The 12,052-nt window shown below is 60.3% G+C and carries 10 protein-coding genes and 3 pseudogenes; 10 read left to right on the top strand and 3 right to left on the bottom strand.

The genetic code is table 11. From position 1 onward, the window contains the following. Nucleotides 1-223: 223 nt before the first annotated feature. The 4 genes from ACVVH8_RS19655 to ACVVH8_RS19640 are packed head-to-tail and all read left to right on the top strand — an operon-like array spanning nt 224 to nt 2,825. Nucleotides 224-532: a PepSY domain-containing protein gene (locus ACVVH8_RS19655; RefSeq protein WP_123529487.1), complete on the top strand. Its 309-nt coding sequence runs from the start codon at nt 224-226 to the stop codon at nt 530-532. Then, nucleotides 532-843, top strand: coding sequence for a PepSY domain-containing protein (locus tag ACVVH8_RS19650; protein WP_103307332.1), 312 nt, complete (start codon nt 532-534; stop codon nt 841-843). The genes ACVVH8_RS19655 and ACVVH8_RS19650 overlap by 1 nt, the downstream gene beginning before the upstream one ends. A 3-nt stretch (nt 844-846) precedes the next feature. Then, nucleotides 847-1,515, top strand: a complete 669-nt coding sequence (locus ACVVH8_RS19645; protein ID WP_103307333.1) for a response regulator transcription factor — start codon at nt 847-849, stop codon at nt 1,513-1,515. Next, nucleotides 1,512-2,825: a sensor histidine kinase gene (locus tag ACVVH8_RS19640; protein ID WP_475225770.1), complete on the top strand. Its 1,314-nt coding sequence runs from the start codon at nt 1,512-1,514 to the stop codon at nt 2,823-2,825. The genes ACVVH8_RS19645 and ACVVH8_RS19640 overlap by 4 nt, the downstream gene beginning before the upstream one ends. 132 nt (nt 2,826-2,957) lie before the next feature. Here ACVVH8_RS19640 and ACVVH8_RS19635 read toward each other — a convergent pair. Then, nucleotides 2,958-3,551 (bottom strand): annotated as a pseudogene (locus tag ACVVH8_RS19635) (methyl-accepting chemotaxis protein); the annotation flags it as partial. A gap of 264 nt (nt 3,552-3,815) precedes the next feature. After that, a pseudogene (locus ACVVH8_RS19630) lies at nt 3,816-4,784 on the bottom strand (PDC sensor domain-containing protein); the annotation flags it as partial. An 807-nt stretch (nt 4,785-5,591) separates the two neighbouring features. Here ACVVH8_RS19630 and ACVVH8_RS19625 point away from each other — a divergent pair. The 3 genes and pseudogenes from ACVVH8_RS19625 (at nt 5,592) to ACVVH8_RS19615 (ending at nt 8,803) form a co-directional block, all read left to right on the top strand. Then, a complete protein-coding gene (locus tag ACVVH8_RS19625) occupies nt 5,592-6,911 on the top strand; it encodes a Na+/H+ antiporter family protein (RefSeq protein WP_103307336.1) in 1,320 nt (439 codons plus the stop codon). A 209-nt stretch (nt 6,912-7,120) separates the two neighbouring features. Continuing rightward, nucleotides 7,121-7,897, top strand: a pseudogene (locus ACVVH8_RS19620) (cache domain-containing protein); the annotation flags it as partial. 84 nt (nt 7,898-7,981) lie between these two features. Beyond that, nucleotides 7,982-8,803, top strand: a complete 822-nt coding sequence (locus tag ACVVH8_RS19615; RefSeq protein ID WP_401298343.1) for a methyl-accepting chemotaxis protein — start codon at nt 7,982-7,984, stop codon at nt 8,801-8,803. Between the two features lie 61 nt (nt 8,804-8,864). Here the strand turns inward: ACVVH8_RS19615 and ACVVH8_RS19610 are convergent, their stop codons facing one another. Further along, nucleotides 8,865-9,800, bottom strand: a complete 936-nt coding sequence (locus ACVVH8_RS19610) for a LysR family transcriptional regulator (protein WP_212809686.1) — start codon at nt 9,798-9,800, stop codon at nt 8,865-8,867. A gap of 113 nt (nt 9,801-9,913) precedes the next feature. On the opposite strand from ACVVH8_RS19610, the gene ACVVH8_RS19605 reads away from it, so the two are divergent. From ACVVH8_RS19605 to ACVVH8_RS19595, 3 genes are all read left to right on the top strand, one after another. Beyond that, nucleotides 9,914-10,399, top strand: a complete 486-nt coding sequence (locus ACVVH8_RS19605; RefSeq protein ID WP_475225767.1) for a DMT family transporter — start codon at nt 9,914-9,916, stop codon at nt 10,397-10,399. 3 nt (nt 10,400-10,402) lie between these two features. Beyond that, on the top strand, nt 10,403-10,858 hold the full coding sequence (locus ACVVH8_RS19600) for a DMT family transporter (protein ID WP_103307340.1): 456 nt from the start codon (nt 10,403-10,405) through the stop codon (nt 10,856-10,858). A gap of 1,025 nt (nt 10,859-11,883) precedes the next feature. After that, on the top strand, nt 11,884-12,051 hold the full coding sequence (locus ACVVH8_RS19595) for a metallothionein (protein ID WP_103307310.1): 168 nt from the start codon (nt 11,884-11,886) through the stop codon (nt 12,049-12,051). Nucleotide 12,052 lies beyond the last annotated feature (1 nt).

The raw sequence follows: 12,052 nt of genomic DNA, 5'->3' as shown, positions 1-12,052 counted from the left end.
ACAATTATAAGCACATGTTGCAAAACCTTGTAGGAGTGAGCCTGCTCGCGATAGCGGTGTGTCATTGAGCAATGATGCGTCTGATACACCGCCATCGCGAGCAGGCTCGCTCCTACAGAGGGCATATGTATTGAGGCAGAGCAATGATGGCCATTCAGTTTCAGTTAAGTTCATCCCGTTAAGGTGCCCACCGTACGCAACACATAAAAATTACGGAGACACCATGAAAACCCTGACTGCCCTGTCCCTCGCCTCGATCATCGGCCTGACCGCCAGCCTCGCCCATGCACGCGATCTGGGGCCGGATGAAGCCCTGCGTCTGCGCGACGCTGGTACTATCGTCTCCTTCGAGAAGCTCAATGCCACGGCACTGGCCAGACACCCGGGTTCGACGATTACCGAAACCGAGCTGGAAGAGGAGTACGGCAAGTACATCTACCAGGTCGAAATGCGTGATCCGCAGGGGCTGGAGTGGGATCTGGAATTAGACGCGGTCAGCGGGCAGGTTCTCAAGGATCATCAGGATACGTAATGAAGGTTAATGTTCGCGCCACCAGCTCTACTGCGTTGGCGTTCGTGATTTTTTGCTCGGCGGCGATGGCCCGCGACCTCGATCAGGACGAAGCCCTGAAGCTGCGTGAGCGCGGAGTGATTTTGCCGCTGGAGCAAGTGCTGCAGCAGGCCATGGATCGCTATCCGGGTGCAAAACTGCTGGAAGTCGAGCTGGAAGAAAAACACGACGTCTACATTTATGAAGTCGAGTTGCTGACCGTCGAAGGTGTCGCCCGTGAGCTGCATCTTAAGGCCGATACCGGTGAACTCGTAAAAGACAAGGAAGATTGATCGATGCGCTTGCTTCTGGTGGAAGACCACGTGCCGCTGGCTGACGAATTGATCGCCGGCCTGCAACGCCAAGGCTACGCGGTGGATTGGCTGGCCGACGGTCGTGATGCGGTGTATCAGGGCAGCAGCGAGCCCTATGACCTGATCATCCTCGACCTCGGCTTGCCCGGCGTGCCGGGGCTTGAGGTGCTGGCGCAGTGGCGTGCGGGCGGTCTGGCGATTCCGGTGCTGATCCTCACCGCACGCGATTCCTGGGCCGAGCGCATCGAAGGTTTGAAGGCCGGCGCCGATGATTACCTGACCAAACCGTTCCACCCCGAAGAACTGCACTTGCGGGTTCAGTCGCTGCTGCGCCGCTCCAAGGGCCAGGCCAATCAACCGACGCTCAAGGCTGCCGGCCTGCATCTGGACGAGGGCCGTCAGTGCGTGACCCGCGACGGCGCCGACATTCAACTGACCGCCGCCGAATTCCGTCTGTTGCGTTATTTCATGCTCCATCCGGAGCAGATCCTCTCCAAAAGCCACCTCGCCGAACACCTCTACGACGGCGAGACCGAACGTGACTCCAACGTCCTCGAAGTCCACGTCAATCACCTGCGCCGCAAGCTCGGCAAAAGCGTGATCGAAACCCGTCGCGGCCAGGGTTACCTGTTCGGCGGGCAAGCTTCGTGAGGTCAATCCAGCGCCGTTTGAGCCTGGGGTTGATCAGCGTGATGGTGGTCGTCGGCGTGGTGCTGGCGCAAACCAGCCTGTGGTTGTTCGAAGTGGGCCTGCAGCGCTACCTCGAAGCCGGCTTGCGCAACGACAGCGAAAGCCTGCTGGTGGCACTGGTGCGCGGCCCGCAGGGTTTGCAACTGGATGAGCGACACCTGTCGCCGGCCTACCAGCGGCCGTTTTCCGGGCATTACTTCCGTATAGATTTTGCTGAAAGCCACTGGCGTTCGCGTTCGTTGTGGGATCAGGATCTGCCATTGCTGGAAACGCCCGGCCTGCACAGCAATCTGCAATTGGGCCCGGACGGTCAGCAGTTGCTGGTGCTGCGTTCGGATTATCGACGCTTGGGCCAGTCAATTTCGATCAGCGTTGCGCAGGATTACACCCCGGTGCGCGAGAGTTTCCAGCGTATGCGCCAGCTCGGCCTCGGTCTCGGTCTGGCCGGATTGCTGCTGATTCTGTTTTTGCAACGGCTGACCGTGCGCCGCGCGTTGAAACCGCTGGAAAAGGCCCGCGAGCAGATTGCGCAATTGCAGCAGGGCCAGCGTTCGCAACTGGATGATCAAGTACCGGTGGAGCTGGAGCCGCTGGTGGCGCAGATCAACCATCTGCTCGCACACACTGAAGACAGCCTCAAGCGTTCGCGCAATGCGCTGGGCAATCTGGGGCACGCGTTGAAAACGCCGTTGGCGGTGTTGCTGAGTCTGGCGTCGAGCGAAAAACTCGAAGGCCATCCCGAGCTGCGCAAGATCCTCAAAGAACAACTGGAGCAAGTGCAGCAACGGCTCAATCGCGAACTGAACCGTGCGCGACTGTCCGGTGATGCGCTGCCCGGTGCATTGTTTGACTGCGATGCAGAACTGCCGGGATTGCTGGCGACGCTGAACATGATCCATGGCGAACACCTGGCGCTGAGTTACGTCGCGCCGACAGGTCTGCAGTTGCCATGGGATCGTGAGGATTTGCTGGAGCTTTTGGGCAACCTGCTGGACAACGCCTGCAAATGGGCAGATGCCGAGGTGCGCTTGAGTGTGATTGAGCGAACCGACGGCTATGCCCTGAGCGTTGAGGATGACGGGCCGGGGATTCCCGCGGATCAGCGCGCTCAGGTGTTCAGTCGTGGGACGCGGCTGGATGAGCAGACCCATGGACATGGTTTGGGATTGGGGATTGTGCGCGACATTGTCGACACGTGGGGCGGGTTGCTGGTGTTGGGCGAGAGTGAGTGGGGCGGGTTGAAGGTGGTGATTGAGCTGCCCAAACGCTGATCACCCAAACACCACCAATCCCTTTTGGGAGCGAGCCTGCTCGCGAATGCGGCGGGTCAGACACATCATCGTTTACTGACACACCGCTTTCGCGAGCAGGCTCGCTCCCACATTGGGTTTTGCAATGGGCCGTCAGACCCGAAACTGATCCATCAGACTCTGCTGCTGATTTGCCAGACTGTTCAGCGACTGACTCACCCGCGCCGATTCATTCGCCTGCCCGGACAACGACTCCGTCACATCACGGATCGTCGCCACGTTGTTATTGATCTCCTCAGCCACCGCGCTCTGTTCTTCAGCCGCACTGGCGATCTGCAGGTTCATGTCGCTGATCACCGTCACCGCATCGCCGATCTGCCGCAGTGCAGTGACTGCCTGACCAACCTGTTCGACGCTGCCCTGCGCCTGACGATGGCTGTTGCCCATCGAGCCAACCACATCCTGCGTGCCGTTTTGCAGTTGCTCGATCACCTGACGGGTTTCCTCCACCGACTCTTGCGTGCGGCGGGCAAGGTTACGCACTTCGTCGGCAACCACAGCAAACCCGCGTCCGGCTTCACCGGCACGCGCCGCTTCAATCGCGGCGTTGAGCGCCAGCAGGTTGGTCTGCTCGGCGATGGCGCGGATGGTTTCCAGCACGGCGCCGATCTTCTCGCTGTTGGCGGCCAGGCCTTCGACCTGGATCATCGCCGCGCTCATGTCGGCGGCGAGGGTGTCGATGCTGGCGGTGGTGCGGTCGATCACGGTCAGGCCCTGACGGGTGGCGCGGTCGGCATCCTTGGCCGCTTCGGCAGCTTGGGCGGCGCTGCGGGCGACGTCCTGCGCGGTGGCGCTCATCTCGTGTGAGGCAGTAGCGACCTGGTCGACCTGGCGGTATTGCTGTTCCATGCCGGCGCTGGTCTGGGTGGCGATGGCCGAGGACTGATCGGCCGTGTTGCGCGCATCCTGCACTGAGCGTTTCACCTCAGCGATGATCGGCTGCAACTTGTCGAGGAACTTGTTGAACCAGCCGGCCAGTTGCCCGAGCTCGTCCTTTTTGTCGTAGGCCAGACGGCGAGTCAGATCACCTTCACCGCTGGCGATGTCTTCCAGCATGTTGGCCACGCCGAGGATCGGTCTGGTCACGCTGCGCGCCATCAGCCACACCAGCAACAGGCCGATCAGCGCGGCCAGCACGCCCAGGCTCAGTTCGATGATGGTGCCCGAGTTGTTGCTCGCATCCAGTTGCTGCTTGAGCGCTTCGGCGCGTGCCACCAGGACTTTTTCCGGCACATCGAGCAACACCGCCCACGACGGACCGCCGGGAATCGGCTGGAACGGCGACAGCACCTTCAACTGGCCGTTGCTGTGCAGGCTGGAAACGCTGGTGCTGGAGGTCAGTTGACGCAGCAGTTCGGCGCCGCTGGTGGTGTCGACGGTGTCCAGACGCTTGCTCAGTTTGCTCGCGTCCGGGCTGTAGCCGGCGAGCAGGCCGACCGGGCTGATGATGCTCACGGCGGTCTGGCCGTCGTAGAGCTTTTTGCTCGCGTTCTGGCTGATTGATTGCAGGCTGTTGAGGTTGATGTCGACCGACAGCGAGGCAATCACTTTGCCGTTGACCATCAGCGGGAAGACGATGCTGGTCATCAGCACGTTCTGGCCGTCGATCACGTAGAAGTACGGTTCGATTACGCACGGTTTGAGCGTGGTGCGCGGGCAGGTGAACCAGGCGTTGGCCGCCTGACCGCTGGGGCCGGTGCTGGTGTCGGCCATGTCGCTTTCCGGCAGGGCCATCGAGGTGATTTTGCCAGGGGTCGGTTGCGACCAGTACAGGGCGAAACGGCCCTTGTCGTTGCTGCCGAGCTCCGCTTGCCCGGCGAACAGTTCGTCCTTGCCGTCCAGTGCGTTGGCTTCAAACACCAGCGACAGGCCGAGCAGGTCGGGGTTGGCTTGCAGCGCGGACTTGACCTGACGGGTCATGTCTTCGCGCAGGTCGAAGGCGTCGAGGAAGCGTTTCTCGGCCTGTTCACGCAGGAACAGCACCTGACGCGAGAAACCGTGACCGTACTGGTAGGCGTCCATGAACTGCTGACGAATGCCGGCGGCTTGCACTTCGCCCTGGGATTCGATGCGCGCCTGCGCCGATTCGGTGAGCATCTCCATGCTGGAGGCCTTCACCAGCTCGGAGCTGTGCTCCATGCGGTACAGCGAAAGACCCACCAACAGGGTCACGATACCGGCCAGGCAAAGCCCGGCGAGCAGGGTGATTTTCCATTGGATGGAAAGTTGTCTGAGCGACATGGAGACGTCCTTATTCGATAAATATCTGAGACTTTGCACTGTAACGGCCGCGTTTCGGCTTTCTTTATCTTTGAAACACAATATGGCGAATTGCCGCATGCGCAGGCTGGAAACCCTGTTTGGGGTAAACACAAAACCTGTGGTGAGGGGATTTATCCCCGACCGGCTGCGCAGCAGTCGCAAAACCCGCCAATGCGGTGCGTCTGTGAGAATGTTTGATCGTTCCCACGCTCCGCGTGGGAATGCAGCCCCGGACGCTCTGCGTCCAATGGAACGCGGAGCGTCCCTTGAGGCATTCCCACGCAGAGCGTGGGAACGATCAAAGTTACATTTCAGTTCAGCCACTCGCTTTGACACCGCCGCCACTCTGCGGCACAGTGCGCGCCCTTCTAATAAGACCCTCTTTGCAAATCCGCCGGTGAACCGTTGGCGGACTCATCCTGTCTGGCGGTGATTTTTCCACCGCAGTGTTTTTGAGGTAGTGAAATGAATGCAGTGATTGCAGCGGTCGGCGTCATGCTGATCCTCAGCCTGTCCCGCGTGCACGTGGTGATCGCCTTGATCGTCGGTGCATTGGTCGGCGGCCTGACCGGTGGCCTGGGCATCGACGCCACGCTCAAGGCGTTCAACAGCGGCCTGGGCGGCGGCGCGACGGTGGCGTTGTCCTACGCGTTGCTCGGCGCTTTCGCCGTGGCGATTGCCAAGTCGGGTTTGGCCCACGCGCTGGCCGACAAGGCCCTGGCGATGGTCGATCGTCAGCACAGCACCGGTGGCGGCAGCGTCAAATGGCTGCTGATCGGTCTGTTGTGGGTGGTGGCGATTGCCTCGCAGAACATCCTGCCGATCCACATTGCGTTCATTCCGCTGCTGGTACCGCCGCTTCTCTATGTGCTGACCAAGCTGCAACTGGACCGTCGCTTGATTGCCTGTGTCATGACCTTTGGCCTGATAACGCCGTACATGGTGTTCCCGGTTGGCTTCGGCAATATCTTCCTCAACCAGATTTTGCTGGCAAACGTCAGCAAGGCTGGCGTCGACATCAGTCATATCAACGTCATGCACGCCATGGCGATTCCTGCGCTGGGCATGGTCTTCGGCCTGTTGATGGCGGTGTTCTTCAGCTATCGCAAGAAGCGCGTTTACGATCTGGAGAAGATCGAGCAGGTCGAGCAAGTCAGCGTGGCCTACAACCCGCGCACCATCGGCATTGCCGGTCTGGCTATCGCCGCGGCGTTCATTATTCAGTTGCTGCTGGACTCGATGATTATCGGTGCGCTGGCCGGTTTCCTGATTTTCTCGGCGTCGGGCATCGTCAAATGGCGCGAGACGGATGACCTGTTCACCGAAGGCATGAAAATGATGGCGATGATCGGCTTCATCATGATCTCCGCCTCGGGTTTCGCCGAAGTGCTCAAGGCCACCGGTGAAGTGCGTTCGCTGGTCGAAAGCGCGGCGGCGTGGATCGATCACAGCCAGGCGATCGGTGCACTGTTGATGTTGCTGGTGGGGTTGATGGTGACCATCGGCATCGGCTCGTCGTTTTCCACGGTGCCAATTCTGGCGGCGATTTTTGTGCCGCTGTGCGTGCAACTGGGTTTCAGTCCGATGGCCATCGTGTGCATCGTCGGCACTGCCGGGGCGTTGGGCGACACCGGTTCGCCGGCCTCGGATTCGACCCTGGGCCCGACCTCCGGTTTGAACGTTGACGGCCAGCATCACCACATCTGGGACACCGTCGTGCCGACCTTCCTGCACTACAACCTGCCGCTGCTGGCATTCGGCTGGGTGGCCGCGATGGTCCTCTAAACACCGCAACCTGTGGGAGCTGCGGTGCGACGATTCGACTTGCCAACGATGGCGTCGGAACAGGCAATATCCATGTGTCTGACACACCGCCATCGCGGGCAAGCCCGCTCCCACAGGGTCATGAGGTGTCCGCTCGACTCAACTTTTGCTTTGGTGTGCCGTTAAAGCCTTTAACCACGCCAATAAAACCAAAAGAGTGAGCCCCCGAAATGCGCTTGAGTCTCAAGGCCAAAGTCCTTTCCCTTGCCGTCCTCCCGGTATTGCTCTTCGCGCTGGTCATCAGCCTGACCACGCTGTTCATCCTCCAGGAACAGGCGCACAAAGAGGTCGAACAGACCCGCGAACGCCTGCTCGGCGACGCCAAAGCCACGCTGCAAAGTTACGTCGCCGTGGCCATGACCACGATCAAACCACTTTACGATGCCGCCGCCCCCGGTGACGCCGAGGCGCGTGCGCAAGCGATCAAGTTGCTCTCGGGCATTCGTTATGGCAAGGACGGCTACTTCTTCGGCTACGACTCCGAGACCGTGCGCCTGTTCAAGGCCAATGACCCTGAAGGCGTGGGCAAAAGCTTCAAGGACAACCGCGACCCGAACGGCGTTTACGTCAATCGCGGTCTGGTCAGCGTGGCCAAGGACGGCACTCACTATCTGCAATACAGCTCGCCGTTGCCGGGCAACGCGCAGGTGCTGGTGCCGAAACTCGGTTACACCGAATACCTGGCGAAGTGGGACATGGCTGTCGGTACGTCGGTGATTCTCGACGGCATCGAAGCGCAAGTCGCGCTGGTGGAAGCGCAGGTACAGGAACGCATGCAAGGCGTGGTGCTGAGCATCGTCGGTGTGGCCGTGGTGGTGCTGTTGGTGATTGCAGCGGCGGGCATGTTGCTGGCCAATACCATCCTGCGTCCACTGACCCTGATGAAAGCCAACCTCGATGACATCGCAGCAGGCGAGGGCGATCTGACCCGGCGTCTGAACATCACCAGCCAGGACGAACTCGGCGAACTGGCCGGCTCGTTCAACCGTTTCGTCGACAAGATTCACGGTCTGGTGCGGCAGATCACCGAGATGACCACGCAACTGACCGGGTTGGTGACGCAGGTGTCGGATCAGGCCCAGCGTTCGGATCAGGCCATGGAGCGTCAACGCCACGAGACCGATCAGGTGGCCACGGCGATCAACGAAATGTCCGCCGCCGCCCAGGAAGTCGCCAAGAGCGCACAGAACGCCGCCGTCGCTGCCCAGCAGACCGATGAAGAAGGGCAGAGCGCGAAACGTGTGGTAGCCGGCAGCATCAAACAGATTCATGCGCTGGTCGATGACATCCGCAGCAGCGGTGTGTCGCTGGACAGTTTGCAGCAGGACGTCAGCTCGATTGTCGGCGTGCTCGGGGTGATTCGTTCGATTGCCGAGCAGACCAATCTGCTGGCACTGAACGCGGCGATCGAAGCGGCACGGGCCGGTGAAGCCGGGCGCGGGTTTGCGGTGGTGGCCGATGAGGTGCGGGCGCTGGCCAGTCGTACGCAGATCAGCACTCAGGAAATTCAGGGGATGATCGATCGCTTGCAGGCGGGCACGCAGTCGGCGGTCGAGGCGATGCGTCGGTCCAGTGAGGCGGGTGACGGGACGTCGGCGCAGGCCAATCAGGCAGGGGCGTCGCTGGATGCGATGGCGGAATTGATTGCGACGATCAACTCGATGAACGCGCAGATTGCCAGCGCGGCGGAAGAGCAGACGGCGGTGGCCGAAGAGATCAATCGCAGCGTGCATCAGATTGCGGTGGCGGTCGACAGCGTGGCGGATGAGACGCAACAGGGCGCGCAGACGTCGCGTAGCCTGGCGGAGCTGGGGCAACGACTTGGCAAACTGGTGGGGCAGTTCCGGATCTGACGCGATTTGTCGCCTTCACAAAACCCCTGTGGGAGCTGCGGTGATTGTTGCGCTCGATCCATTACGGTCTGTCCCAATAGGGCACTTCGCCAAAGCATTCGATAAAGAAATCAATCACCGTCCTTACCTTCACCGACAACCGCCGGCTCCCCGGCCACAACACCGCAATTTGCTGTGGCTCCAGACTGTTCGATACCTGATAGTCCCCCAGCACCGGCACCAGCGTGCCTTCGCGCACCGCCTCACCAATCAGCCACGACGGAAACATCACCAGCCCCAGGCCTTGCTCGGCGGCTTGGGTGAGGGTGTCGGCGTGGTTGCCGGTGATCGGGCCTCGCACCGAATACGGCGTCCAGTCTTCCTGACCCCGACGGAAAAACCAGCGCTGCTGGCCGGTCGCACCTTTGTAGGCCAGGCACTGATGTTGCGCCAGCTCTGCGGGGTGTTGCGGCGTGCCGTGACGTTTCAGGTACGCCGGGCTTGCCGCGACCTGAAAGCGGTGCGGCGCCAGGATCCGCGCCTGCATGCTCGAATCGTGCAACGGGCCGATGCGAAACAGCAGATCCGCGCCTTCCTGTAGCGGATCGACGTAATGGTCGGTCTGCTGAATATCCAGTTGCAGCTTCGGATAACGTGCGCACAGCTTACCCAGCCATGGCGTCAGATGCCGTTGACCGAACACCACCGGCGCGTTGATGCGTACGAGCCCCGTGGGTTCACTTTGCTGTTCCTGCAACGCCTGTTCGGCTTCCTCCAATTGCACCAGCACCAGCCGCGCATGGTGACCGAGCATGCGCCCGGCTTCGGTGGGCGTCACGGCGCGGGTGTGGCGGTAGAGCAATTGCTGGTTCAGCGCCTGCTCCATCAACTGGATCTGCCGGGAAATCGAAGAGGGCGCGACACCTTCGCGGCGGGCGACTTCGGAAAAGCTTCCGTGGTCGAGCACCGCCACAAACAGCCTGAGTGCCTTGAATCCGAGTTCGTTGAGCCCGTGCATTAACCATCCTGCTGTGCAAGTTGCGCAAAAGTGTTGTCCGGATGCTCCCATTTATCGCACAGCTGCGCCAGTCGATAATCCGCGCCATCGTTTACTTGAGTGGAATGTTGTTTATGCAGACGTTGGATGAGGTGAGTGTCAGCGCACCGGTTTCGAAATCGGGATTGCGCCTGTTGTTGCTGCCGCTGGTGATTCTGGCGGGCATGGGCTTGTCGGTTGAGGCGGGGTTGCTCGGGCCGTTGGGTGTGCAGGTCGGGCATCTGTGGGCGACCTTGAGCATCTTTGGGGTCGGCTCGGCGATTCTGTTTTTGCTGTTGTTGTTCGCTGGCCCGCAAAAAGGCCCGGCACTGACTGATCTGCCGCGTTGGCAGTTGATCGGTGGGTTTCTCGGGCCGATGTATGTGGTGGTGCTGACGTTGGCGACGCCGCATATCGGCATTGCGATGACGATGATCGCGATTCTTTCCGGGCAGGTTGGCAAGAGTGTGTTGATTGACCATTTCGGCTGGTTCGGCGCGACGCGCAAGAAGGTCAATGCTGAGCGGTGGCTGGCGTTGGCGTTGATTGTGGCGGCACTTGTTTTGATTGCGCGGAGTTGAGTGATGAGTCTGGTTATTTTGTTGGCGGTGGTGGTGTTGGCTGGCGCGGTGTTGAGTGTGCAGGCGGCGATCAATGGGCGGTTGGGTGAGAGCGTTGGGGTGTTGCGCAGTAGTTTGTTGACGTTTGTCGTGGGGGCGGTGACCACCGGGTTGTTGATTTTGTTTTTTGAGCCGGCGCATGCGGTAAGTTTGTTGGATGTGCCGAAGTGGCAGCTGACTGGGGCGTTATTTGGGGTGGTGTACATGATGGTGATGGTGGGGGCGGTGCCTGTGGTGGGGACGGCTGTGGCGACGGTGGCGGTAATTGTCGGGCAGTTGGGGATGGGGATGTTGATTGATAATTTTGGTTGGTTGGGGAATCCGGCGATTGAGCTTTCCTCTAGTCGGGTTTTGGCGATGGGGTGTTTGGGGTTGGCTTTGGTTTTTATGTATCGCAGTAGTTCGCGTGCTGCTGAGTGATTTGGGATTTGGGATTTGGGGGCATATCCGTTGCTGCGGTAACGGCCTCCTAGGGTTCCGCCCTTACGGCGGGTCACTTTTTCCAGACGCCGAAAAAGTAACCAAAAAGGCTTTACCCTGACGTACGGCCCTCGCTGTGGCTCGGGTTCCTTCGCTGCGGGATTGATCCGGGGGTCATCGCCTCCGGTTTGCTTCGCTGCACCTCCTCTCGATGTGTTTGGCTGCGCCAAACGGTCGCTGCGCTCCCACCCCGGATCAATCCCTCCGCTCAGCCTTCCGACGGGCGCTTGAGATCAAGAGCGGTACTCGAGCTAACGCTCATTGTGTTGAGTGGGGCGGCATGCGCCGCGTGCGGGGGTGTGGCTTGAACAGCGATGGCGGCCTGACAGCCGACCAGTCTCTGGCAGACTGCATACGATCCAATTGTAGGAGTGAGCCTGCTCGCGATGACGGCCTGACAGTCGACCTGTTTCTGCCGGTTGTACTCCACCCTTGTGGGAGCTGGCTTGCCAGCGATGGCGACCTGACAGTCGACCAAGCTCTGGCGGTTGTACTCACGCCTTGTAGGCACTGCCGAAGGCTGCAATTTTTTGATCTGCTTTGGCTTTGGCTTTGGCTTTGGCTTTTGATCCTGCTCTTGATCTTCAGGCCCATCGGCAGGCCGAGCGGAGGTGTTCATCCGGGGTAGGCGCGCAGCGCCGTTTGGCGAAGCCAAACACATCGAGAGGAGGTGCAGCGAAGCAAACCGGAGGCGATGCCCCCGGATGGACACCGTAGCGAGGGAACACTGAGTCTAAGCGAAGTGCCGTACGTCAGGGAGCAGCCCTTTTGGTTACTTTTGGGGCGTTTGCCAAAAGTGACCCGCCGTAAGGGCGGAACCCTAATCAGCAACACCCGCAGCAACGGATATGCCCCCAACCCCCCCCAAAAAAAAACAAAAGATCGCACCCTTCGGCAACTCCTACACTGGTTCCTACGGCTTGCCCTTCAAGCCCCAGACCACCACCACCCAAGGAGTCTGTCCCATGCCCGATAGAAAATGCGATTGTCCAGGATGCAAATGCACAATCAAGGAAGGCGACCATTCCTACGCCGTGCACGGCAAGCACTACTGCTGCGAAGCCTGCGCCCATCACCACAAGAGCGGTGAAGAGTGCTCAAGCAAAGGCTGCCATTGCGCGCATCCCAAATAAC

This window comes from Pseudomonas trutticola BRTCR10 (assembly GCF_056155105.1).
Note: the sequence above shows the minus strand (reverse complement) of the source record. Positions and strands in the feature narration are given on the sequence as shown.

Excerpts from the sequence above, each read along its gene's own strand:
- ACVVH8_RS19655 (WP_123529487.1), top strand. The coding sequence starts at position 224 with ATGAAAACCCTGACTGCCCTGTCCCTCGCCTCGATCATCGGCCTGACC.
- ACVVH8_RS19650 (WP_103307332.1), top strand. The coding sequence starts at position 532 with ATGAAGGTTAATGTTCGCGCCACCAGCTCTACTGCGTTGGCGTTCGTG.
- ACVVH8_RS19645 (WP_103307333.1), top strand. The coding sequence starts at position 847 with ATGCGCTTGCTTCTGGTGGAAGACCACGTGCCGCTGGCTGACGAATTG.
- ACVVH8_RS19625 (WP_103307336.1), top strand. The coding sequence starts at position 5,592 with ATGAATGCAGTGATTGCAGCGGTCGGCGTCATGCTGATCCTCAGCCTG.
- ACVVH8_RS19615 (WP_401298343.1), top strand. The coding sequence starts at position 7,982 with ATGACCACGCAACTGACCGGGTTGGTGACGCAGGTGTCGGATCAGGCC.
- ACVVH8_RS19610 (WP_212809686.1), bottom strand. The coding sequence starts at position 9,800 with ATGCACGGGCTCAACGAACTCGGATTCAAGGCACTCAGGCTGTTTGTG.
- ACVVH8_RS19605 (WP_475225767.1), top strand. The coding sequence starts at position 9,914 with ATGCAGACGTTGGATGAGGTGAGTGTCAGCGCACCGGTTTCGAAATCG.
- ACVVH8_RS19600 (WP_103307340.1), top strand. The coding sequence starts at position 10,403 with ATGAGTCTGGTTATTTTGTTGGCGGTGGTGGTGTTGGCTGGCGCGGTG.
- ACVVH8_RS19595 (WP_103307310.1), top strand. The coding sequence starts at position 11,884 with ATGCCCGATAGAAAATGCGATTGTCCAGGATGCAAATGCACAATCAAG.